This is a genomic window from Pseudomonas sp. TE12234, assembly GCF_054061835.1.
The window spans coordinates 127,551-149,173 of the sequence record NZ_JBSSEP010000017.1 but is presented as its reverse complement, the minus strand read 5'-3'; the positions used below and the strand labels follow the sequence as shown (position 1 = coordinate 149,173).

Genomic DNA, 21,623 nt, shown 5'->3' with positions numbered 1-21,623 from the left:
TCCTTCGGCGCAATGAACGCATTGTGCGGCTTTTCCGCGGCCGGAGTTATCACGAATTGTTTAACTCCCCGTGAGGATTTGGCGATCACCCCAAGCCTAGGCTGTGTTCAATGAAAACGGCCCAGGATTTTTGGAGGCGGCGATGGATTCAAGACGATTTTCGCGGCGGCAATTTCTCGCGGTGAGCGGCGGACTGGGGGTGGCAGCCCTGGCCATCGGCCTGTTACCCAAATTTTCCGCGAGCACTGCGCTGATCAGCCAGGCGGACGCGGCGCAGGTGTTCGAAGTGACCCACAGCGACAGTGAATGGCACGCAATCCTGAGCGACGAACAGTACGAAATCCTCCGTGAAGAGGGCACCGAACGGGCCTACAGCAGCCCGCTCAACAATGAGCACCGCGACGGTACGTTTGCCTGTGCCGGTTGCGACCTGCCGCTGTTCTCCTCGGCGACCAAGTTCGACAGCCATACCGGTTGGCCGAGTTTCTGGATGCCGCTGGACAAGGCCGTGGCCACCCGTCAGGACCACTCCTTTGGCGTGCTGCGCGAAGAGGTGCACTGCCGGCGTTGCGGCGGGCATCTGGGTCATGTCTTCGATGACGGTCCCAAACCCACCGGGCTGCGCTACTGCATGAACGGTCTGGCGATGAAGTTCCAACCCAGGACAGCCTGATTCCCACCCCTCATTTTTTTGCAGGTAATCGCCATGTGGCTACTGCTCCTTGCTTACCTCGGTGGTGTGCTGACCATTGTCAGCCCGTGCATTCTGCCGGTCCTGCCGTTCGTTTTCGCCCGCACCGGACAGCCGTTCATCAAAAGCGGTTTGCCGCTGCTGGCCGGGATGGCGCTGACCTTCGCGCTCGTGGCTACCCTGGCGGCAGTCGGCGGGGGTTGGGTGGTGCAACTCAATCAGTACGGGCGCTGGCTGGCGCTGGTGTTCGTGGCGCTGTTCGGCCTGACGCTGTTGTTGCCCCAACTGGCTGAGCGCCTGACCCGACCGCTGGTGGCGGCCGGCAGTCGTCTGTCGGAAGTGGCCGGCGCCGATGCACGGCCGCGTCCCGGCGCTTCGTTCCTGATCGGCGTTGCCACGGGCCTGCTGTGGGCACCTTGCGCCGGGCCGATTCTGGGGTTGTTGCTGACCGGGGCGGCGCTGCAAGGTGCGAGCATCCAGACCACCTTGTTGCTGTTGGCCTATGCCGCCGGTGCCGCGACTTCCCTGGCCGTGGCGTTGCTGCTGGGCGGTAAGGTCTTCGCTGCGATGAAGCGTTCGATCGGTGCCGGGGAGTGGCTGCGTCGCGGCCTCGGCGCGGCGATGCTGGCGGGGGTGGCGGCGATTGCCCTGGGGCTCGATACCGGGATTCTGGCGCGGTTCTCCACGGCCTCGACCGGCGGAATCGAGCAGGTGCTGGTCGGACGCCTGGCCGGCAAGTCACCCCGTGACAGTGCGGCGATGACGGCGCAAAACCCGGTGTCTGAAGAAGGTGCGCTGCCAGTGGCTGACAAAGCCCCGGGCACCTTGCCGGTCGAAGGCAACCTGCCACCGCTGAGCGGCGCGGTGCAGTGGCTCAACTCGCCACCGCTCGATGCCCAGGCCTTGAAGGGCAAAGTGGTGCTGGTGGATTTCTGGACCTACTCCTGCATCAACTGCCTGCGTACGCTGCCCTATGTCAAAGCCTGGGCCGAGAAGTATCGCGACCAGGGCCTGGTGGTGATCGGCGTGCATGCCCCGGAGTTCGCCTTCGAACGTGACATTAAAAATGTCACCCAGGCCATGAAGGACCTGGGAATCAACTACCCGGTGGCCATCGATAACGAGTTCAAGATCTGGCGCGCCTTCAACAACGAATACTGGCCGGCGCACTATTTCGCCGACGCCCAGGGGCGTATCCGCTATCACCACTTTGGCGAAGGCGAGTACGCCGAATCGGAGCGGGTCATCCAGCAATTGCTGCGTGAAGCAGGCGCGACCAAGGTGTCGGACGGGCTGATCAACGCCAAGGCCGATGGCGTACAGATGGCCCCGGACAACAACGAAGTGCAGTCGCCGGAAACCTACGTCGGCTATCAGCGTGCCGAGCATTTCGTGCCGGACACCTCGCTGGTGCCGGACAAAGTGGCGACCTACAGCCCACCGAAGCAGTTGGCCCTCAACGACTGGAGTCTGGGTGGCCAATGGCATGTCGGATCGGAGCGGGCCACCGCCAGCGCCCCGGCCAGCCGCATCGTCTATCGCTTCCACGCCCGTGATTTGCACCTGGTGCTCGGCCCCGGCGCGGATGGCAAACCGGTGCGCTTCAAAGTGCTGATCGATGGCAAGGCTCCGGGCGATGCCCACGGCATGGACGTGGCGCCCGATGGCAGTGGCCGCGTAACGGAACAGCGTTTGTATCAACTGGTGCGTCAGAACGGCGGGGTGAGTGACCGCACGTTCAGCATCGAGTTTCTGGATCCGGGCGCATCGGCCTACGCCTTTACTTTCGGCTGATCGACCTCAATTCTTCAGGAGTCAACGTCATGAAAAACCTGTTCACCTGGCGCCGAACCTTATTGGGACTGGCGGCCGCCGGCATCATCAGTCAATGCTCGGCGTTCTCTTTCGGCGGCGCTGAAGAGGCCGTCGTCCTGCCACCTCCGGCCCTGGATGAAAACACACAGGCCCACAGCGAAACCGCCGTGTTTGCCGGTGGTTGCTTCTGGGGCGTTCAAGGGGTATTCCAGCATGTCAAAGGCGTGAAAAACGCCGTGTCGGGGTACGCCGGTGGGGCGGCCAACACGGCCCGGTACGAGCGCGTCAGCGGTGGCAACACCGGGCATGCGGAGTCGGTCGAAGTGACCTTCGACCCGAGTCAGGTCAGCTATGGCACCTTGCTGCAAATCTACTTCTCGGTGGCGCACAACCCGACCGAACTCAACCGTCAGGGGCCAGACACCGGCACCCAATATCGCTCGGCCATTTTCACTAAAAGCAGCGATCAGCAACGGGTGGCCCAGGCCTACATCAGCCAGCTAGACGCCGCTCATGCGTTCGACAAACCAATTGTGACCAAGCTGGAAAGCTACAACGGTTTCTACCCGGCGGAAGAAGAGCATCAGGACTTTCTGACCGAGCACCCGACCTATCCCTACATCGTGATCAACGACTTGCCGAAAGTGGCTCAACTCAAGCAGTTGTACCCGGATCGCTATCAGGAAAAACCGGTGCTGGTGAAGGCGGGGATGTGAGGGCAGGGGGCGGCTGTTACACGGAGATCATGTTCTTGCCGGCGATTTTCGACCGATACAGCGCCTGATCGGCCCGCGCCATCAGGCCGGTCTGCTGCTCTTCGTCAAAGCGCTGAACCACACCGAAACTCATGGTGATGTGAAAATCGCCGACAGGCTGTAACCCGGCGAGGCGATCACGGATGTTTTCGGCCAGGCATCGCGCATCGGCCAGCGGTGTATCGGGAAGGATGATGATGAATTCGTCGCCGCCCCAGCGCGCCAGCAGATGATTGTCGGCGACGCAGTGCTTCACATTGTCGACCACCTGCACCAGGGCGGCGTCGCCCAGGGCATGGCCATAGTGATCGTTGATGTTCTTGAAATCATCGATGTCCATGGCGATCAGCGACAGCGGCTGGCGAAAACGCTGGGCGCGCTCGCAGGCCTCGGGCAGGGCTTTTTCCAGGCGATAGCGATTGGCGATCGAGGTCAGGACGTCGGTTTCCGCCAGTTTGCGGTTCTCTTCGAGTTGAAGCTGCAGTTGCTGATTGACCCGTGACAACTCACGGGTGCGCTCCTCAACCATGGCTTCGAGGGAGTGGTTGCGCCGTTCGAGGGCTTCGAGCAGGCGCTTCTTGTCTTCGATGCTGCGGTGCGCGCCGACCATCCGCGCCACCGAACCGTCGGCGTTGCGCGCCAGTATGTAGCCGCGATCTTCGATCCAGGTGTAGCTGCCATCCTGCATGCGGCAGCGATACTCGCACTGATAGCCAGGCACGCGTTGCGTCACGTAGGCATCGAACTGCGCCATGACCCGTGGGTAATCATCGGGGTGGATCAGGCTTTCCCAGGTCAACACGCTGTTGTCCAGGGAATGGGGTGCATAGCCGAGCATGGCGTACCAGCCCGGGTTGCGGTAAACGAAACCGGTGTTGGCGTTCCACTCCCAAATGCCGTCGCTGACCAGTTCCAGGATGGTGGGCAGCAGGTCGTCGTTCAAATCCGATGCGCTGAACTTCAATGGTTCGATGTTGGATGCCTCACCCATCGCTGCTCTCCCTGGCGCCCTGATATCGATATGAACGGCCCGTCGCGCAGATTAGTGCAAGGCACCTCGGCCGGGCTAGTGTTTGCCCCACATCTGCACGGCGAAGTCGACGAAACGACGCAGTTTCGGCAGCCGATGTCGATCCTGGGCATAGACCAGGTGCATCGGCCGGCTCGGCAGTTGATAGCTCGGCATCAGGGCGACCAGTTTGCCGTCGCGCAGGTCTTGCTCCACCAGTGCATCGGGCACCATCACAATGCCCATGCCGGTGCGCGCCGCCTGATGCAACCCCGCCGAACTGTTGATCAGCATCGGACCGCTGACCGCCACCTCGACGTCGCCTTCCGGACCGTGCAGGCGCCATTGCCTGGCCACCGATTGCCAGTCATCACCGGCCGGGTAGGCGAACGCCAGGCAGTCGTGGTGTTGCAGGTCTTCGGGTTTTTCCGGGGTGCCGCGACGTGCCAAGTATTCCCTGGAGGCGCACATGGTCAGGGTGTAGTCCATCAGCGGGCGGGCGATCAGGTTCGACGGTTCGAGCGCGCCCAGGCGGAAGGCCACGTCAAAGCCATTGTCGAGCAAGTCCGGGCGTCGATTGGTGAGCACCACGTCCAGTTTCACCCGCGGGTTTAGCAAGCTGAATTCGCTCAAGGCCGGCGCCAGGCGCTCAGTGCCGAAGGTCAAGGGTGCGGTGATGCGCAGGGTGCCGCTCGGTTCATCGAGGGTCTGTTCCGCCAGACGCTCGGAATCGGCCACCAGCCCCAGCACTTCGAGGCAGCGCTGATAGTACGCCGTGCCGAATTCCGTCAGGCGCTGGCGCCGGGTCGTACGGTTGAGCAGGCGCACGCCCAGGCGCTGCTCCAGGGCCTTGAGATGATTGCCGACCATGGTGGTGGACATCTCACATTGCTGGGCGGCGGCGGTCATGCTGCCGGCTTCCACCACCCTCACGTAAACGCTCATTGCCTGGAACAGATCCATTATCAAGCCTGGCTTTAAAATGATTGAAGTTTTGCCGGGTTTATCCAGCTCTGGTGGCTAACCATACTGCAAAAACACCAACCATAGAGGGCAATGCTGTTCAGTTAAGGACGAATACTGCATCTGTGGCGAGCGAGCTTGCTCGCGTTGGGGCGCGAAGCGCCCCCCAAAATGGGACTGCTGTGCAGTCCAGCGGGAGCAAGCTCCCTCGCCACAGGTTATTGATTGCTCGCTCTATCTCTCAACTGAACAGTATTGCGACCACAGAGGGAGCTTTTGCCATGACCGCCGCCTGCCTGATGAGCACTTACCAACCCCTGGCCTTGAGTTTCACCAAGGGCCTTGGCACACGCCTGTGGGATCAGGCCGGTCGTGAGTACCTGGACGCGGTCGCTGGCGTGGCGGTGACCAACGTCGGCCACTCTCACCCGAAAATCGTCTCGGCCATCAGCGAACAGGCCGGTTTGCTGCTGCACACCTCGAACCTGTACAGCATCGATTGGCAGCAACAACTGGCGCAAAAACTGACGCACCTGGCCGGCATGGAGCGGGCGTTTTTCAACAACTCCGGTGCCGAGGCCAACGAGACGGCGCTGAAAATCGCCCGGCTGCATGGCTGGCACAAAGGCATCGAGCAACCGTTGGTGGTGGTCATGGAGAACGCCTTTCATGGCCGGACCCTTGGCACCCTGTCTGCCAGCGACGGCCCGGCCGTGCGCCTGGGCTTCAACAAATTGCCGGGGGATTTCGTCAAGGTGCCGTTCGGCGATCTCAAGGCACTGGATCAGGTGCAACAGGCCCATGGCTCACGCATCGTCGCCATCCTGATGGAGCCGATCCAGGGCGAAAGCGGCGTGCAACTGGCGCCACCGGGCTATCTCAAATCCGTGCGTGAACTGTGCCAGCGGCGCGGGTGGTTGATGATGCTCGATGAAATCCAGACCGGCATCGGCCGCACCGGCCAGTGGTTCGCGTTCCAGCACGAAGGCATCGTGCCGGACGTCATGACCCTGGCCAAAGGCCTGGGCAACGGCATCCCGATTGGCGCTTGCCTGGCCCGTGGCAAGGCCGCCGAGCTCTTTACCCCCGGCAGCCACGGCAGCACCTTCGGTGGCAATCCCTTGGCGTGTCGGGTTGCGTGCACCGTGCTGGACATCATCGAAGAACAGCAATTGCGGGAAAACGCGCGGATACAGGGCGAACGCCTGCTCGAAAGGTTGCGCGCGGAACTGGCGGACCACCCGAACGTATTGGCGATACGCGGCCAGGGCTTGATGATCGGCATCGAACTCAAGCAACCGATCCGCGACCTGTCTCTGATCGCCGCACGGGATCACGGCCTGCTGATCAACGTGACCCGCGGCCAGATCATCCGTCTGCTGCCGCCGCTGACGATTGATGGGCGGGAGGTGGAGATGATTGTCAGGGGGGTTGCTTTGTCGATAAAAGCTGCCTGAACCGGGTTATCGTGCAGGAGCCGCTAGTGGCACTCCTGCACGGGCGGAGTCTGTGTGGCGAAGTGGGTGATTTGCGCCCGATTCGCCAGCTGAATGCGCGAGCCAGTGAAATCCTCGAACAACCGCTGATGCGCAGCAAACCCACTGGACCCCTCACGCAGGCGATAGCTGCCGGCCCAGTCCAGCAAGGCGATCAGCAACGGGTCATTTTCGTCGCGCCCGGCCTCGCGCTGGCGAATGTTGGCCACGCAGTCCTCAACTTCAACACTCAACCAGATCAACGCCGTGGCGCGGGGCAGGAGTTCGCTGGCGATCCAGCCATAAACGCCTTCGATGACCCAGCGCTCTTCACCGGCCGCCACCCGTGCCAAGGCCAACGCCTCGTTTCGGGGGCGGGCAATGCTGTGTTCGTCAGAAATCCAGTGAAGGCGATCAAGGTCGGTGCATGGCACGTGCAACTGCTGCGCCAGCCGGTCAGCCAGCCAGCTCTTGCCGGAACCTGAGTTGCCGATGATCAGGGTTCGAGTGAGGTCCAATGGGCATCGCCTCCATGAGTGACACGATCCATTGTAGGAGCGAGCCTAACGATAACGCGTGTGGCCTGGTTAAACGCGGCGCACTCGGGTGCATCGCCAGCAGGCTGGCTCCTGCAGGTTTGCGGTCATGATCACGAGCGGCGGTCATCCCTTCATTCCTCAACTTCGGGCGGCACCATGCGTGTCTTCGGCGCACCATTGGCGTTGTGCTGATAGATATCCTGCGGCTGACCCTGGTCATTGAAAAACACCTGGCCGATCCCCGCCGAATTCCACAACCGTTCACCGGCCTTGGCATGCTCGGGGACGTGCGGCACGATGCGCAGGCGTCGACGTTTGGTCAGCCAGTTGAGCGGCGAGCGCGGCGAGTACAGCCAGCGATTGAGGCGATCGAACCACTCGAGCAGGGCGCGGGGGAATTCGTTCTTGATGCCGCTGCTGGTGATCTGCCAGATATGCGGCCCGGCCTTGCGGTGTCGGATCAGCACTTCATAGACGAAGGAATAATGCACATCCCCCGACAGCACCACGTAATTAGCCGGCGTACGTGAGTGTCGGAAAATGTTCAGGATCACCTGCGCCGCACCGCGATGGGCCATCCAGTTTTCCGCGTCCACCAGCAGTGGATAACCGCACCCACTGAACACCCGCTGCACGGTCTCGATCAGTTTCACGCCGAAGATCGGCGCAGGCGAAACGATGATCGCGCACGGGTGGTCGAGCAGTGCCTGTTGCAGTTCGCTCAAGGCCTCCCAGTCGAGCAGGCCCGAGGGTTGCTTGAGGTTCATTTCGCTGCGCCAGCGCCGGGTGCGGGTGTCGATCACCACCATGGCCGGCTGGGTGGGCAGTACGTAGTGCCAGTTCTGAAACTTCAGCAATTGGTCGATCAAGTCATCTTGCACTGGGCTGTCGAGGTAACGGTCCTGCCCGGTGGCACTCAACAGCCGCGCTTTTTCCACGACACCGCTGAAGGCATCCGGGTTGTTGCCCCAGCCCTGGCACAGCATGTAGGCCAGCAGGGCGTTGCCGATGATGCGCCTGGAAAACGGATGGCCATAGGCCGTTTCCTCCCATTGCGCGGAAAGGTTCCAGTCATCGGTAATATCGTGGTCGTCGAAAATCATCAGCGTCGGCAAGTGCGCCAGCGCCCGGGCGACTTGGCCGAGCCCGGCCTTGAAGCCATCGATGCGGGTTTGTTCCAGCGCATAACGTTGAGCCCTGTCCGGCGTCAGGGCCGGCGGCTGTGGGGCGATCAAGGTCCAGGGCGTCGGCGACCAGACCAGCACATACATGGCCATGACTTCGGCGAAGGTCACCAGATGGTTGTCGGCATTGCTGCTGGTGAAAATCGGCTTGCGCGCCCCGCCGAAAAATCGCTCGCGCAGAGTCTCGTTGCTCTCAAGCGCCGGTAACAAATCCGCACGGTGGTAGTAGCTGGCGGGATGCTCGTAGAGTTTGGCGCTGTCGCTGACCACGGCGCCTTCCAGGTGCTCGCCGAACAACCCCAGTCGCTCGATCAAGGCATGAATGGCCCGCAGCATCGGCCCGGCGACATCGTCGGCGTACACCTGATCGCCGCTCATCATCAACAGCGCCGGGCGCTCCCGGGCTTCATGGGGTTGCGCCAGCAAGGCATCGACACACAGCAAACCGTCGGCCGACGGGTGATGGGGCTTGCGGCAGGAGCCGTGCAGCAACTGATCGATGCGTGAGCGCAGAACGAAATTCGGACGCCGGGCATCGCCATACAACAGATGGGGCGCCCAGTCGGCGATGCCTGTTTGTGCGTCGTCGATCAGCAGGTCGTACTCGATCAACGTGTCCCAGGGGAGGGCGGTCTCCAGTGGCACGTCGATCAAATGCACGAAGGCCTGCGTGCCCACCTGGATGACCGTGCATTGCCCGGCATCCAGGCGAATATCGGCGATGCCCTGCACGCGCAGCGTCAACGCCAGCGTCCGCGAGCCCACCAGCCACATCACCAGCCGCGTCGGTTCCAGACGCCGTAACAACGGGCCGGCCAGGACCGGGGGCATTGAATGATGATCAGCAGGCAAAGGCAGAGTGGCAGACATCCGGGTTCAAGGCTCTAGGGTGCGCAGGCGGGCGATGATAGCGCAGGTCTTCGTGGCGACCTGTTAAGGCTTGTGAGCAGCCATCGCGGGTGGCGGCACATGAAATTCACCGGGCTTGGGATAAACAGTGGGTCATTTGAGTCAAAAGCACCGACTAGAGTGAACCTGCCACGCAATTTGCCAGCCTTCGAGAAGACCCTGACCACACGAGTAGACCTATGAAAAGGATCATCCTGCCAGCACTGGCCATGTTGATCGGGGCACAAACCCCGGCCTATGCCATCAACGACAAGTACCGCCAGCAACTTGAGCAATCCGGCTGCACCCAGATGAGCGAGCTGGAAGGCTGCGATATCCACAAGTCTCAGGCGGAGAATGCCAAGGCCGGGTTCAGTAATCCACAAGCGCCAGCCGCGACGGACAGTGCAACCACACCCACTCCGTATGCCGGGCAATGGGTGGCCAAAAGCGATTCGGGGACGACCGTTGCCACCATTCGCATCGATGCCAAGGAGCAGGTCTGGGTCAATGGCAAACGGGTCAACGCCAAGCGCACCGATGGCACGCTGCAATTTCGTCAGGGCAAGATCACTTTCACGATTCAGGGTGATCGTCGGTTGACGGGGGAGGACTACTGGACCGACAGCGATGCCGGGACCAAAGGGCCCATTGAAATCGAATAAGGGCAGGGAACGTCAACCCGGCTATAAGCCCCTTAGGGTTCGACCTTCAAAATCCTCTGCGTGTGCCAAGCTGATGGGGTGCTGACAACCCAGGAAACCTGTGCCATGAGCCTCTCTCACGCAGCCCACGTGCGTCATGAGTTTTACAAAACCGTCTGGTTCTACTTCCGGGTGGTCTGGCCGATCTTCTCCATCCTGATCTTCGTGATCGTGCTGTTCGGCCTGATCATCGGTTACCTGGAAGGCTGGAAACCGTTCGACGGCATCTACTTCGCCTTCGTGACCGGCCTGACCATCGGCTACGGCGACCTGGCGCCCAAACTGGCGGTGTCGCGGGTGTTGGCGATCATGCTGGGTTTCAACGGCGTGCTGATGACCGCGATTTTTGCCGCGATCAGCATTCGGGCGATTGAAGTGACCGTAAAGGCGATGGAGCACGGGGAGTAGGGCGTCGAAGCTGAGGCCAAACCATCGAAAGCCCCGAATAAAGTCGGGGCTGATCCCCACCCCCGCCATCACAAAAAAACCTGTGGGAGCTGGCTTGCCAGCGATGAGGCCATCCAATTCAACAAAGATGTTGACTGACAGACCGCCATCGCCAGCAAGCATGCCTCCACAACGCTCAACCACTACCCCCCAGACTTGGCCCCCGCCCGCTTCGGCATGGACACCGACGTCCGATCCCGCGTCAGAACCTTCACCGCATCATCCACCACCGCCTTGCTCATCGCCGTCAAATAATGCGCCGCCCAGGCCTGATAGTCCGTGTCCTTGGCATACGCCGCGTCCTGGGTCAGCGCCTTGGCCAGAAACAGAAAATCGGAAGCCATGGCCAATGCATCACCGAGGGGAACGTCGCGCGTGACGTGGAAGAGCGCTTGATCCGCGCAGTAGAGGGCGGGTGTCAGGCCGATGGTTTTGAGTTCGGATGGGTTAGTCATTGGCCACCTCCGAGGAGGGAGAGGTGGTGGGGGAGGGTGTTGCGGGGTTGGGGGTTGCTTAGGGGGGAAAGCCAGATTATGTACGGATCCATATTGCGCATGGTGAAGCTCCTTAATTTGAAGAGCCGCCACAATTCGTTACCAAGCGAATGGGTGGCAGCTGTGCGCAGGTTGGTAAACCGGGAAATCAAGGAAACCGGCACGTCCGAAGACGTCCCACGCACAGCCGCCATAACGCAGAACGCAGGCGAAAAAAAAGCGCCTGCGAACGCATGGCACTGTTGCGCAGTGATTTACCTCGGGTTACCAAGCCCGGTCGCTGAATTGGCAGCGACGGTGGGGAGGGTAGCGTACGGATTTCCTCGCTGCAACTTCCGACAGAGTCCAATGCAGCTCTTTTCGACTGAAATGACTTGAGCAGCTGGAAGTTGCTGAGTCACCAAGCCTTCCGGCAGCAGATCCACGGGAGGCTTATGTTGACAACTTAGAAGGGAAGCAAGGTGAGCAGTTAATTTTTTTCATGAAAATCAATCGCCCCTTTTTTTCCCTTCAGATCGAGTGCTAAACGAAAGGCAACTCTTTAAGTCCGCGCTCCGTTGAGGAAAATTGATGGGCGCTGCCGGCGCTCGTCTCCCCATGGCATCAAGCGTGACGCGGGATAAGTCAGATAAAGCAGCCGTCTTGAACGAGTGGCCGCAACAAAAGCGTTGCGTGTTTCCTCTGCTAGCTCTTTTGGACCGGTGGCGCGGTAGTCGGGAAATACGCCGTCAGCCATTCCAGCCATGAATACGACGTCAAACTCGAGTCCTTTCGAGGAGTGTACGGTCAGAAGTGCAACTCCGTCGCGCGACGCCTTTTGCGTACCGCCCAACGCTTTGCTGCTGATGAATGCGGCCAGGCTCCTAGAACCTGTCGCGGTTCGAAGGAATTGATCCCACTCTTGGCTTAAAACCGCTACATCCTCATAAATTGGAAGCCTAGCTGCTTCCTCCATAGAATCTGCGTAGGCTTTTAGAACCTGTAGAGCAGGCATGAGGTTCACCCCAGCCGAATTCTTAGCGGCAGCTGCAATGGCGTCACTCACTGCTGCGCACTTCGGATCATTTGTGCTCGCGGCCAGCGCCGCCAAGTTTGTAACGAAGTCTTCCGACACGCTGCTTTCAGGGAGGCGCCAGCGCTTGGTGAGCGTTGCTAAGTGAAGTCGGTCCTTGGGATTCGCGAGGACCCGAAGCGCGACGAGAAAGTCTTCGACCAGCTCAGATTCGTTTTCATGATTGGCCGAGAGGCGTTTGAAGAAGTTGATTCCGCGCTCCTTAAACTCCGCCTCTATCGACAGAAGCGCATAGCGTGTGCGGCCAAGCACGGCACATTTCGATGGCTGCACTCCCCCTTCGACATCAGGGTGCCCCTCGGCAAACAACCGTTGCAATTCGTCAGCAATGAGCTTCGCCTCGTGCTTTTCGTTATCGCCTTGAAGGATCTTCACGCTACCCGGCACGGGAAGCTGCTGATGTGCCATGTAACTAGAGTCAAGTGTGTGCGCGAACTCAACGATAGCGCGTGAGGAGCGGAAGTTAGCCGTGAGCTCCACGCGTTTAGCTCCGAACTCTGCGCTGAACCGATCCATGTACTCCGGCCCTGATTTGTTGAAACCGTAGATCGACTGACGAGGATCACCCACCATCATTACGTTGCGATGGCTTTCACCGCACAGCGCGCAGATCACGGCGTATTGCGCCTCATTCATGTCCTGCGCTTCGTCTATACAAATGAACTTGTAGAGTCGACGGTAGATGTCGCCGAGCTTCGGGTTGTCAATGAAAAGCCGGTAAGTCAGCAACAGCAGGTCTTCGAAGTCATATGCGTTGCTCGCGCGCATGCCAGCGTCATAGGCATCAATCACACACCGGATATCTTCATCGTCAACTATCGCGCACGTGATCGGATGCGATTTGACATAGGAGATAGATGCAAGCCACTGGTCTACTCGTCGTTTTCTGTCTTTGGGGTTGTCGATCTCTTCCAATGTCGCGGATAAGAACGGATCGTCCGCAACGGCTTTTTCAAGCACCTCGCGACGGTCCCTGGCCTGCTCGAATATATTAAGAGCGCCCTCAATCCCAACCAATTTGCCACGTTCGCTAAGGACCTCAAGGCAAAATCCGTGGAGAGTGCCTATGAACGCTCGTTCGCGCTCCTGACCCAAGTCGGCAAGGCGCTCCTTCATCTCTTCAGCGGCCTTGTTAGTGAAGGTTAACGCGAGAACGCGGAAGTGCTCTGGAACACTCGTCAGCAGGTGACGAATGCGCTCCGTTAGCACCCTAGTCTTGCCGGATCCGGGGCCTGCGATGACAAGAAGCGGGCCGTCAACGTGGGTAGCGACGCTGAGCTGCTCCGACGACAGGCGCGTATTGTAAGCTTCACTCATTTCGCTTCCTCCGCTTTGCTCAGCCCGTATTCCTTACCGATGATGAGCAGGATTTGTTCGATATTTCTAGGAAAGCGCCGCGCCGGATCGGCGAGTGCCGAGATGATTTGAGCGAGTGGTTTTGCCATCCGTGTCTTGTTTTCGCTTAGGTAATCGTTCGCCGCGCGCTGACGCGCGCCTGCGCTTTTGTAGTCGCGAATAACATTCTTTTTCTTAGGCTTGCCATCAAGAGCCACCATGTAGTTCTCGAGATAATTGGCGTGGCCTTCGATCTGATCAATTGCCTTCTCAATTTCCGGTAGATAGCCCTCAGCCAGAAGCTGCTCCTCAAACCCATTGCCTCCTGGCAGAATCACTACATTCGGGCACTTGCTCGCGTCCGGCTCGTTGGCCTTTTTCAAGCATGCCTCAAGATTGCTAACAGGGGCGGGCTCGCCATCGGAGAATACATACCAAGGAATTTGTAGAGCCTTCAACAACCAGATAAAGGGGAAGTAGTCGGTGCCATTGACTCTCACGAAGCAAAAGCCCAGTTCGTGGATTGTGGCACTCCAATAACGTGAGGCGTAAATTGGGAGCGCCTGTTCTTCGGTCTGCCCCTCAAAAAGTACCACTCCACGTGAGAACAGTATGTCTCCCCGTGTTTCCACCACCGTTTCTTGAAGCTTACGGATTTCGTCGGGCTTCAAAGGGCTGGTATCCAGCTTTGTCACGATGGTGTCGCCCTTTGATTTGAAAAACAAACGTAAATCTTCAAGCGGCGCTTGCCCGGCGAAATATGGCGAATGCGTACTGACGACGCGTTGTCCGGTAACTTGTTTTATGTGTGAGAATAACGCCCTCTGCGCCTGCGGATGGAGGTGAGATTCGGGTTCCTCCAAAGCAAGCATGGAGTGAACGTTGTCTCCTCCCTCCATCGCCTTCTTGTTCCTCCAAGATGCATAGGCGCGGAAGACGAGCAGCGAGGCTAGGCTGCGGGTGCCCATTCCGTGGCGAGCCAGCGGAAAGGACTGAGCTCCGGGTGTGTTAAATGAGACGTCAACGCCTTTAGATAAATCGCGCAGTTTGCGGGCTACGGGTTCAATTGCAACCGAGCCACTACCCGACGCCACGACGCTCTGCAAACCGGCAAGGTTCTCGCTCAGGTGCTTGAGGATCTCGCTCTTTGCAACGATCTGCTCGTTTATCCCCGATAATGTCTTCTCCATTTCCTCTGTATCGGCGGCGCTGAGACCAAGATCTTCAGTAAGTCGCCGCCAAAACGAGCCAGGCCTTCGCAGATCATCATCTAGGTCGCGTCTGGCGTCGACGTAATGAAGCGCCAACGGTTCAAGCGCTGCCGCTCCTACCAGACGGTCGTGTGTGCTGGCAGTCGTCCAATCAACGAAAGTCTTCCATTCCTTTAGGAACCGCCTTTCCACAACGTGCTCGCCTCGAACTTCACTCCACTTCAGCGTAGTGCGGATACCGGTAAAGTCATTGAGTGCATCGTCGCTAGCGATGCCCGTAGTACCCCATAGATTCGTCCAATAACTACCTGCTGGGTACGAGTCAATCACCTTACCATTCGCGCCAACCGGCCGGATCATAACGTCGATGATGGCTTCACGGGTTTTCGGCGCGACTGACTCTCCGGGTGCGAGCCGAACGTCGTCGCCGCCGAGCGATTTGCGTCCCGCTCCGATCGCTGCGAAGAGCGCATCGAGAAAACTCGTTTTACCGGCGTTGTTGGCTCCGATTAGAACCGTCAAATCGTTTAGTTCAACCTCGATATTGGCGAGTGAGCGAAAATCCCTCACACGTGCTACAACAATGGCGATTCCGCTGGCAGATCCGAAGGTAGTCATATGGGGACATTATGTTCACTAAGAGCTGGACATTCTCCACCGGTACATTTGAGGAGTCTACCGGCAGAACATTTTACTGCTGGTAGTATGATCACACTCTTTTGGCCTATATCGATCAGGGGAAAAGGCACTGAAAAGTGACAGATTTACTATTGGAAAAACATGGCGATTTACAATGTGTGCCCAGCTTTCGAGAGTTACCCCTTTTTAGGTCACCCATCTCCAATCATTGAATGTCTTTCAAATACCCCTTGAGCGCAACAATCGGCGCACCAAGCTCCTCCATCATCTGAACCCCAGCCACTTCCCCGGCCAACCTCCGCAACTCCCGCCCCAACGGCTTATCCACACCCCCCACCGCCTCCAACGCCAACCCCACACACTCATCCACCTTCACCTGAATCCCCGCAACATCCCCCCGTCGCACCAGCAGCTCAAACACATCCCGCTGGTAATCACCCATGACCAGGTCGTCACGCAGAATCGGGCTTGAATCTTCCGATTCGTAAGCCAGTTTGAGGGAGAAGAGGGCGACGGTTTCCAGGTGCTGTTCCATGGGGGGAATCCTTGAGAGGGGTCGTACCGACCGAGGATGCGAGAAATTTAAGAGCTTCGCCGGCAAGCCAGCTCCAGGTGGCTGGGGGGCGAGGGCTTTTCTGCAGGCGAAAAAAAAGGCCTTGCTAAGCAAGACCTTTCTTAATTTTGGTGCCCCGAGGGAGACTCGAACTCCCACTCCTTTCGAAAACGGATTTTGAATCCGCCGCGTCTACCAATTCCGCCATCAGGGCTCAATGGCGGCGAAGTATAGAGAGGTGATAACCGTCGGTCAATCAGGTACATGGAGAATTTTTGATAATTCCGCTAGACTTCCCGGCCCTGCTAGACGACACCCCATCATGCGCGTTGCTGACTTTACCTTCGAGCTCCCTGATTCGCTGATCGCCCGCCACCCTTTGGCCGAGCGTCGCAATAGTCGCCTGTTGACCCTGGATGGGGTCAGCGGCGCCCTGGCACACCGTCAATTCACTGATTTGCTGGAGCATTTGCGCCCCGGCGACTTGATGGTGTTCAACAATACCCGGGTGATTCCGGCGCGGCTGTTTGGCCAGAAGGCTTCCGGCGGCAAGCTGGAAATCCTGGTGGAGCGGGTGCTCGACAGTCACCGCGTGCTGGCCCATGTGCGCTCCAGCAAGTCGCCCAAGCCGGGGTCGAAGATCCTGATCGATGGCGGTGGCGAGGCCGAGATGCTGGCGCGTCACGATGCGTTGTTCGAGCTGGGGTTTGCCGAAGAAGTGTTGCCGCTGCTCGACCGCGTCGGGCACATGCCGCTGCCTCCTTATATAGACCGCCCGGATGAAGGCGCCGACCGCGAGCGCTATCAGACGGTGTACGCCGAGCGCCTGGGCGCGGTGGCGGCGCCGACGGCGGGGCTGCATTTCGATCAGCCGTTGCTGGAGGCGATTGCCGCCAAGGGCGTCGAGACCGCGTTCGTGACCTTGCACGTCGGCGCCGGCACCTTCCAGCCGGTGCGTGTCGACAAGATCGAAGACCACCACATGCACAGCGAATGGCTGGAAGTCGGCCAGGACGTGGTGGATGCGGTCGCCGCTTGCCGGGCTCGCGGTGGGCGTGTGGTGGCGGTGGGGACCACCAGCGTGCGTTCCCTGGAAAGTGCTGCGCGCGATGGCGTGCTCAAGCCGTTCAGCGGCGACACCGATATCTTTATCTACCCTGGGCGGCCGTTTCATGTGGTCGACGCCCTGGTCACCAATTTCCATTTGCCTGAATCCACGCTGTTGATGCTGGTTTCGGCGTTCGCCGGTTATCCCGAAACCATGGCGGCCTACAAGGCAGCCGTCGATAACGGGTACCGCTTTTTCAGCTACGGTGATGCGATGTTCATCACGCGTAATCCTGCGCCGACTGCCCCTAAAGAATCGGGCCCAGAGGAAACAGTATGAGTCGCACCTGTCGTATGTCTTTCGAGTTGCTGGCCACCGATGGCAAGGCTCGTCGCGGTCGTTTGACCTTCCCGCGCGGTACCGTCGAGACCCCGGCCTTCATGCCGGTGGGCACGTACGGCACGGTCAAGGGCATGCTGCCACGGGATATCGAGGCGATCGGCGCCGAAATCATTCTGGGCAACACCTTCCACCTGTGGCTGCGCCCGGGCACGGAAGTGATCAAGAAGCACGGCGACCTGCACGATTTCATGCAGTGGAAAGGCCCGATCCTGACCGACTCCGGCGGTTTCCAGGTGTTCAGCCTGGGCGCGATGCGCAAGATCAAGGAGGAGGGCGTGACCTTCGCTTCCCCGGTCGACGGCGCCAAGGTGTTCATGGGTCCGGAAGAGTCGATGCAGGTCCAGCGTGACCTGGGCTCGGACATCGTAATGATTTTCGACGAATGCACGCCGTACCCGGCCGACGAAGACGTCGCCCGCGTGTCCATGGAGTTGTCCCTGCGTTGGGCCAAGCGTTCGAAAGAAGCCCATGGCGACAATACGGCGGCGTTGTTCGGTATCGTTCAGGGCGGCATGCACCAGGACCTGCGCATGCGCTCCCTGGAGGGCCTGGACAAGATCGGCTTCGACGGCCTGGCCATCGGCGGCCTGTCGGTGGGCGAGCCCAAGCATGAAATGATCAAGGTGCTGGATTATCTGCCGGGCATGATGCCGGCTGACAAACCTCGTTACCTTATGGGCGTTGGCAAACCGGAAGATCTGGTTGAGGGTGTGCGCCGCGGTGTGGACATGTTCGATTGCGTGATGCCAACCCGTAATGCCCGCAATGGGCATCTGTTCATTGACACCGGCGTGCTGAAGATCCGTAACGCGTTCCATCGCCATGATGATTCGCCGCTCGATCCGACCTGCGATTGCTACACCTGCCAGAACTTCTCCCGCGCTTATCTGCATCACCTGGACAAGTGCGGCGAAATGCTGGGGAGCATGCTCAATACCATCCATAACTTGCGCCATTATCAAGTGCTTATGGCTGGTTTGCGTGAGGCTATTCAACAGGGTACATTGGCCGCCTTTGTCGATGCCTTCTACGCCAAACGCGGGTTACCTGTTCCGCCTTTGGACTGAGTTTTCTGACCCCAAGATTCAACATTTGCAACTGGAGTGCTAAATGAGCTTTTTTATCTCTAATGCCATGGCTGACGCTGCTGCACCGGCCGCTGCCGGCCCAATGGGTGGCGGTTTCGAGTGGATTTTCCTGGTCGGTTTCCTGGTCATCTTCTACCTGATGATCTGGCGTCCACAGGCCAAGCGCGCCAAAGAGCAGAAGAACCTGCTGAGCAGCCTGCAGAAAGGCGACGAAGTTGTGACCACCGGTGGTATCGCCGGCAAGATCACCAAAGTAGCTGACGATTTCGTCGTTCTGGAAGTTTCCGACACCGTCGAAATGAAGTTCCAGAAAGGCGCCATCGCCGCCACGCTGCCAAAAGGCACGCTGAAAGCGATCTAAGTTTCAACTTCTACTCAATCGACGGGGCGCGCAAGGCGCCCCGCGTCATAAGCGGGCGGCGTGATGCTGAACAAATACCCTCTGTGGAAATACATTCTGATCCTGGCGGTGCTGGCGGTCGGTCTGATTTATTCCGCTCCCAATCTGTATCCTGATGACCCGGCGATTCAAATCAGCGGCGCGAGCACGGCCCTGCAGGTCAATCAGGCTGATCTGGACCGTGTGAGCACAGCGCTCAAGGAGTCCGGGATCAACGTCAAGGCCGCGTCGCTGGCCGCCAATGGCAAGGGCGGTCTGATTCGCCTGGTCAAGGCGGAAGACCAGTTGCCTGCCAAGGATGTTGTGCGCAAGGCGTTGGGTGATGACTACGTCGTTGCACTGAACCTGGCACAGACCACCCCGCAATGGCTGCGCAGCCTCGGCGCGCACCCGATGAAGCTGGGTCTGGACTTGTCCGGTGGTGTGCACTTCCTGCTGGAAGTGGACATGGACAAAGCCCTCGATGCCCGCCTGAAAGTCTACGAAGGCGACGTCAAGAGCCTGTTGCGTAAAGAGAAACTGCGCTATCGCAGCCTGCCGCAACTGGGCGGTGCCATTCAGCTGGGCTTCTCCGATGAAGCGACCCGCGAACAGGCCCGTGCACTGGTACGCAAGAACTTCAACGATTTCGACATTGTTCCGGCCGACCTCAATGGTCAACCGGTGCTGCGTCTGGCGATGACCCCGGCCAAGCTGGCGGAAATCCGCGAATACTCCATCAAGCAGAACTTGACCACGGTACGTAACCGCGTCAACGAGCTGGGTGTTGCCGAACCGATCGTCCAGCGTCAGGGCGCCAACCGCATCGTGGTTGAGCTGCCGGGCGTGCAGGACACCGCAGAAGCCAAGCGTATCCTCGGCAAGACGGCCAACCTGGAGTTCCGTCTGGCAGCAGAGCCTGGTGCTTCGAAAGCCACTTCTGAAACCTTCGAGTTCCGTGAAGGCAAGCGTCCTCCGGCGCAGATCGAGCGCGGCCTGATCATCACCGGTGACCAGGTGACCGACGCCAAGGCTGGCTTCGGCGAGCACGGTACGCCGGAAGTGAACATCCGTCTGGACGGTCATGGCGGCGAGCTGATGAGCCGTGCGACCCGTTCGAACGTGGGTCGCAGCATGGCGGTGATCTTCATCGAACAGCGTCCGGTGACCACCTACGTCAAGCAAGTGGTCGACGGCGTCGAGAAAGACGTGCCGGTCCAGACGTTCAAGGAAGAGAAGAAGATCATCAGCCTGGCGACCATCCAGTCGCCGCTGGGTGCCCAGTTCCGTATCACCGGCCTGAATGGCCAGGGCGAGTCGTCCGAACTGGCGCTGCTGCTGCGTGCCGGTGGCCTGGCCGCACCGATGTACTTTGCTGAAGAGCGCACCATTGGCCCAAGCCTGGGTGCGGACAACATCACCAAGGGTATCGATGCATCGCTGTGGGGCATGCTGTTCGTTTCGCTGTTCATCATCGCCATCTACCGCTTCTTCGGCATCATCGCCACCGTCGCGCTGGGGGTGAACATGGTGCTGCTGCTGGCCCTGATGTCGCTGCTGGGTGCAACGCTGACCCTGCCGGGTATCGCCGGTATCGTGCTGACCATGGGTATGGCGGTCGACGCCAACGTACTGATCTTCTCGCGGATTCGTGAAGAGATCGCGGCCGGCATGACCGTGCAGCGGGCAATCAACGAAGGCTTCGGCCGGGCATTTACCGCGATTCTCGACGCCAACCTGACAACACTGTTGGTCGGCGGGATTCTCTTTGCCATGGGCACCGGCCCGGTCAAGGGCTTCGCAGTGACCATGTCCCTCGGGATCTTTACCTCGATGTTCACGGCCATCATGGTGACCCGCGCGATGGTCAACCTGATCTTCGGCGGTCGTGACTTCAAGAAGTTGTGGATTTAAGGGGCTGCCATGTTACGTACAATCAACTTCATGGGCGTTCGCAACTTTGCGTTCGGCGTCACATTGTTCCTCAGTGCGCTGGCCATTTTCAGCGTATTCCACAAGGGCATGAACTGGGGCCTGGACTTCACCGGCGGTACGCTCATCGAGCTGACCTACGAGCGTCCGGCCGACGTCACCAAGGTGCGTGAACAGCTGGCAACGGCCGGTTATCACGAAGCCATCGTGCAGAACTTCGGTGCAACGACCGATCTTCTGGTGCGTATGCCTGGCGAAGACCCGCAACTGGGTCATCAGGTGGCTGAAGCGCTGCAGAAAGTCGGCGGCGACAACCCGGCCAACGTCAAGCGCGTCGAGTTCGTCGGCCCGCAGGTGGGTGAAGAACTGCGCGACCAGGGCGGCCTCGGCATGCTGATGGCGCTGGGCGGCATCCTGATCTACCTGGCTTTCCGCTTTCAGTGGAAGTTTGCGGTGGGGGCGATCGTGTCCTTGATCCACGACGTGATCGTGACCATCGGTATCCTGTCGTTCTTCCAGATCACCTTCGATCTGACGGTGCTGGCGGCGGTTCTGGCGATCATCGGTTACTCGCTCAACGACACCATCGTGGTATTCGACCGGGTTCGCGAGAACTTCCGGGTACTGCGCAAGGCCAGCCTGATCGAGAACATCAACATCTCGACCACGCAAACCCTGCTGCGGACCATGGCGACCTCGATCTCCACCTTGCTGGCGATCGCGGCGCTGCTGTTCTTCGGTGGTGACAACCTGTTCGGCTTCTCCATCGCCCTGTTCATCGGTGTTCTGGCGGGTACCTACTCGTCGATCTACATCGCGAACGTGGTGCTGATCTGGCTGAACCTGAACTCCGAGGACTTGATTCCTCCGGCCGCTACCGAGAAGGAAATCGACGACCGTCCATAACGGCCATCGCTTTCCCGGTATCAGCCCCAAAAGGCGCGAGTTGAACTCGCGCCTTTTTTTGTGCTCCAAGGCTGGGAGAAGCGCGGACAGGTTC

The 21,623-nt window shown here is 59.5% G+C and carries 19 protein-coding genes and 1 tRNA gene; 11 read left to right on the top strand and 9 right to left on the bottom strand.

Annotated features, from left to right (window positions below):
* Positions 1–142 precede the first annotated feature (142 nt).
* The 3 genes from msrB to msrA are packed head-to-tail and all read left to right on the top strand — an operon-like array spanning position 143 to position 3,222.
* Positions 143–673, top strand: coding sequence for a peptide-methionine (R)-S-oxide reductase MsrB (gene msrB / locus ACVWYU_RS23515; RefSeq protein ID WP_457373781.1), 531 nt, complete (start codon positions 143–145; stop codon positions 671–673).
* A gap of 33 nt (positions 674–706) precedes the next feature.
* Positions 707–2,485 carry a cytochrome c biogenesis protein DipZ gene (locus tag ACVWYU_RS23510; RefSeq protein WP_457373780.1) on the top strand — a complete coding sequence of 593 codons (1,779 nt, stop codon included), beginning with the start codon at positions 707–709 and terminating at the stop codon, positions 2,483–2,485.
* 29 nt (positions 2,486–2,514) lie between these two features.
* Positions 2,515–3,222 (top strand): peptide-methionine (S)-S-oxide reductase MsrA, encoded by a 708-nt coding sequence (gene msrA, locus ACVWYU_RS23505; protein WP_390958856.1) that lies wholly within the window; start codon positions 2,515–2,517, stop codon positions 3,220–3,222.
* A gap of 16 nt (positions 3,223–3,238) precedes the next feature.
* Here the strand turns inward: msrA and ACVWYU_RS23500 are convergent, their stop codons facing one another.
* Both ACVWYU_RS23500 and ACVWYU_RS23495 read right to left on the bottom strand, forming a co-directional pair.
* Positions 3,239–4,252, bottom strand: a complete 1,014-nt coding sequence (locus tag ACVWYU_RS23500; RefSeq protein ID WP_457373779.1) for a sensor domain-containing diguanylate cyclase — start codon at positions 4,250–4,252, stop codon at positions 3,239–3,241.
* A 75-nt stretch (positions 4,253–4,327) separates the two neighbouring features.
* Complete coding sequence (locus ACVWYU_RS23495) at positions 4,328–5,233, bottom strand: LysR family transcriptional regulator (protein ID WP_457373778.1); 906 nt, start codon at positions 5,231–5,233, stop codon at positions 4,328–4,330.
* 281 nt (positions 5,234–5,514) lie between these two features.
* On the opposite strand from ACVWYU_RS23495, the gene ACVWYU_RS23490 reads away from it, so the two are divergent.
* Positions 5,515–6,690, top strand: coding sequence for an acetylornithine/succinylornithine family transaminase (locus ACVWYU_RS23490; RefSeq protein WP_457373777.1), 1,176 nt, complete (start codon positions 5,515–5,517; stop codon positions 6,688–6,690).
* A 23-nt stretch (positions 6,691–6,713) separates the two neighbouring features.
* On the opposite strand, the gene ACVWYU_RS23485 is transcribed toward ACVWYU_RS23490, so the two are convergent.
* Together ACVWYU_RS23485 and ACVWYU_RS23480 are read right to left on the bottom strand one after the other, a co-directional pair.
* Positions 6,714–7,226: an adenylate kinase gene (locus ACVWYU_RS23485; protein WP_457373776.1), complete on the bottom strand. Its 513-nt coding sequence runs from the start codon at positions 7,224–7,226 to the stop codon at positions 6,714–6,716.
* Between the two features lie 152 nt (positions 7,227–7,378).
* On the bottom strand, positions 7,379–9,301 hold the full coding sequence (locus tag ACVWYU_RS23480) for an alkaline phosphatase D family protein (protein ID WP_457373775.1): 1,923 nt from the start codon (positions 9,299–9,301) through the stop codon (positions 7,379–7,381).
* Positions 9,302–9,519: 218 nt separating this feature from the next.
* Between ACVWYU_RS23480 and ACVWYU_RS23475 the strand changes: the two genes are divergently transcribed.
* The gene (locus ACVWYU_RS23475; protein ID WP_457373774.1) at positions 9,520–9,984 is read left to right on the top strand and encodes a hypothetical protein; all 465 of its coding nucleotides are present in this window, start codon (positions 9,520–9,522) and stop codon (positions 9,982–9,984) included.
* Positions 9,985–10,089: 105 nt separating this feature from the next.
* Positions 10,090–10,431: a potassium channel family protein gene (locus ACVWYU_RS23470; RefSeq protein WP_090316451.1), complete on the top strand. Its 342-nt coding sequence runs from the start codon at positions 10,090–10,092 to the stop codon at positions 10,429–10,431.
* Positions 10,432–10,613: 182 nt separating this feature from the next.
* On the opposite strand, the gene ACVWYU_RS23465 is transcribed toward ACVWYU_RS23470, so the two are convergent.
* The 5 genes from ACVWYU_RS23465 to ACVWYU_RS23445 all read right to left on the bottom strand — a co-directional run bounded on the left by ACVWYU_RS23465 (position 10,614) and on the right by ACVWYU_RS23445 (position 15,988).
* Positions 10,614–10,925, bottom strand: coding sequence for a DUF3077 domain-containing protein (locus ACVWYU_RS23465; RefSeq protein ID WP_457373773.1), 312 nt, complete (start codon positions 10,923–10,925; stop codon positions 10,614–10,616).
* Between the two features lie 580 nt (positions 10,926–11,505).
* Positions 11,506–13,353, bottom strand: coding sequence for an ATP-dependent helicase (locus ACVWYU_RS23460; RefSeq protein WP_457373772.1), 1,848 nt, complete (start codon positions 13,351–13,353; stop codon positions 11,506–11,508).
* Positions 13,350–15,200, bottom strand: a complete 1,851-nt coding sequence (locus tag ACVWYU_RS23455) for an AAA family ATPase (RefSeq protein WP_457373771.1) — start codon at positions 15,198–15,200, stop codon at positions 13,350–13,352. The genes ACVWYU_RS23460 and ACVWYU_RS23455 overlap by 4 nt, the downstream gene beginning before the upstream one ends.
* 226 nt (positions 15,201–15,426) lie before the next feature.
* Positions 15,427–15,756: a hypothetical protein gene (locus ACVWYU_RS23450; protein WP_457373770.1), complete on the bottom strand. Its 330-nt coding sequence runs from the start codon at positions 15,754–15,756 to the stop codon at positions 15,427–15,429.
* Between the two features lie 147 nt (positions 15,757–15,903).
* Positions 15,904–15,988, bottom strand: a tRNA-Leu gene (locus ACVWYU_RS23445).
* Between the two features lie 108 nt (positions 15,989–16,096).
* Here ACVWYU_RS23445 and queA point away from each other — a divergent pair.
* The 5 genes from queA to secF all read left to right on the top strand — a co-directional run bounded on the left by queA (position 16,097) and on the right by secF (position 21,529).
* Entirely contained in the window at positions 16,097–17,161 is a 1,065-nt protein-coding gene (queA, locus tag ACVWYU_RS23440) for a tRNA preQ1(34) S-adenosylmethionine ribosyltransferase-isomerase QueA (RefSeq protein ID WP_090316477.1), read from the top strand.
* A gap of 14 nt (positions 17,162–17,175) precedes the next feature.
* Positions 17,176–18,291 (top strand): tRNA guanosine(34) transglycosylase Tgt, encoded by a 1,116-nt coding sequence (gene tgt, locus ACVWYU_RS23435; RefSeq protein WP_162493924.1) that lies wholly within the window; start codon positions 17,176–17,178, stop codon positions 18,289–18,291.
* Positions 18,292–18,334: 43 nt separating this feature from the next.
* Positions 18,335–18,673 (top strand): preprotein translocase subunit YajC, encoded by a 339-nt coding sequence (gene yajC, locus ACVWYU_RS23430; protein ID WP_007916913.1) that lies wholly within the window; start codon positions 18,335–18,337, stop codon positions 18,671–18,673.
* Between the two features lie 63 nt (positions 18,674–18,736).
* On the top strand, positions 18,737–20,605 hold the full coding sequence (gene secD, locus ACVWYU_RS23425; RefSeq protein ID WP_090316484.1) for a protein translocase subunit SecD: 1,869 nt from the start codon (positions 18,737–18,739) through the stop codon (positions 20,603–20,605).
* A 9-nt stretch (positions 20,606–20,614) separates the two neighbouring features.
* On the top strand, positions 20,615–21,529 hold the full coding sequence (gene secF, locus ACVWYU_RS23420; RefSeq protein WP_390958875.1) for a protein translocase subunit SecF: 915 nt from the start codon (positions 20,615–20,617) through the stop codon (positions 21,527–21,529).
* Positions 21,530–21,623: the final 94 nt, after the last annotated feature.

What these genes read in the sequence shown, in the direction of transcription:
- ACVWYU_RS23490 (WP_457373777.1), top strand. Translation starts at nt 5,515, where the DNA reads ATGACCGCCGCCTGCCTGATGAGCACTTACCAACCCCTGGCCTTGAGT.
- ACVWYU_RS23480 (WP_457373775.1), bottom strand. Translation starts at nt 9,301, where the DNA reads ATGTCTGCCACTCTGCCTTTGCCTGCTGATCATCATTCAATGCCCCCG.
- ACVWYU_RS23510 (WP_457373780.1), top strand. Translation starts at nt 707, where the DNA reads ATGTGGCTACTGCTCCTTGCTTACCTCGGTGGTGTGCTGACCATTGTC.
- secF (WP_390958875.1), top strand. Translation starts at nt 20,615, where the DNA reads ATGTTACGTACAATCAACTTCATGGGCGTTCGCAACTTTGCGTTCGGC.
- ACVWYU_RS23455 (WP_457373771.1), bottom strand. Translation starts at nt 15,200, where the DNA reads ATGACTACCTTCGGATCTGCCAGCGGAATCGCCATTGTTGTAGCACGT.
- ACVWYU_RS23450 (WP_457373770.1), bottom strand. Translation starts at nt 15,756, where the DNA reads ATGGAACAGCACCTGGAAACCGTCGCCCTCTTCTCCCTCAAACTGGCT.
- queA (WP_090316477.1), top strand. Translation starts at nt 16,097, where the DNA reads ATGCGCGTTGCTGACTTTACCTTCGAGCTCCCTGATTCGCTGATCGCC.
- ACVWYU_RS23465 (WP_457373773.1), bottom strand. Translation starts at nt 10,925, where the DNA reads ATGACTAACCCATCCGAACTCAAAACCATCGGCCTGACACCCGCCCTC.
- secD (WP_090316484.1), top strand. Translation starts at nt 18,737, where the DNA reads ATGCTGAACAAATACCCTCTGTGGAAATACATTCTGATCCTGGCGGTG.
- ACVWYU_RS23460 (WP_457373772.1), bottom strand. Translation starts at nt 13,353, where the DNA reads ATGAGTGAAGCTTACAATACGCGCCTGTCGTCGGAGCAGCTCAGCGTC.
- ACVWYU_RS23495 (WP_457373778.1), bottom strand. Translation starts at nt 5,233, where the DNA reads ATGGATCTGTTCCAGGCAATGAGCGTTTACGTGAGGGTGGTGGAAGCC.
- ACVWYU_RS23470 (WP_090316451.1), top strand. Translation starts at nt 10,090, where the DNA reads ATGAGCCTCTCTCACGCAGCCCACGTGCGTCATGAGTTTTACAAAACC.
- ACVWYU_RS23475 (WP_457373774.1), top strand. Translation starts at nt 9,520, where the DNA reads ATGAAAAGGATCATCCTGCCAGCACTGGCCATGTTGATCGGGGCACAA.
- ACVWYU_RS23500 (WP_457373779.1), bottom strand. Translation starts at nt 4,252, where the DNA reads ATGGGTGAGGCATCCAACATCGAACCATTGAAGTTCAGCGCATCGGAT.
- msrA (WP_390958856.1), top strand. Translation starts at nt 2,515, where the DNA reads ATGAAAAACCTGTTCACCTGGCGCCGAACCTTATTGGGACTGGCGGCC.
- yajC (WP_007916913.1), top strand. Translation starts at nt 18,335, where the DNA reads ATGAGCTTTTTTATCTCTAATGCCATGGCTGACGCTGCTGCACCGGCC.
- msrB (WP_457373781.1), top strand. Translation starts at nt 143, where the DNA reads ATGGATTCAAGACGATTTTCGCGGCGGCAATTTCTCGCGGTGAGCGGC.
- tgt (WP_162493924.1), top strand. Translation starts at nt 17,176, where the DNA reads ATGTCTTTCGAGTTGCTGGCCACCGATGGCAAGGCTCGTCGCGGTCGT.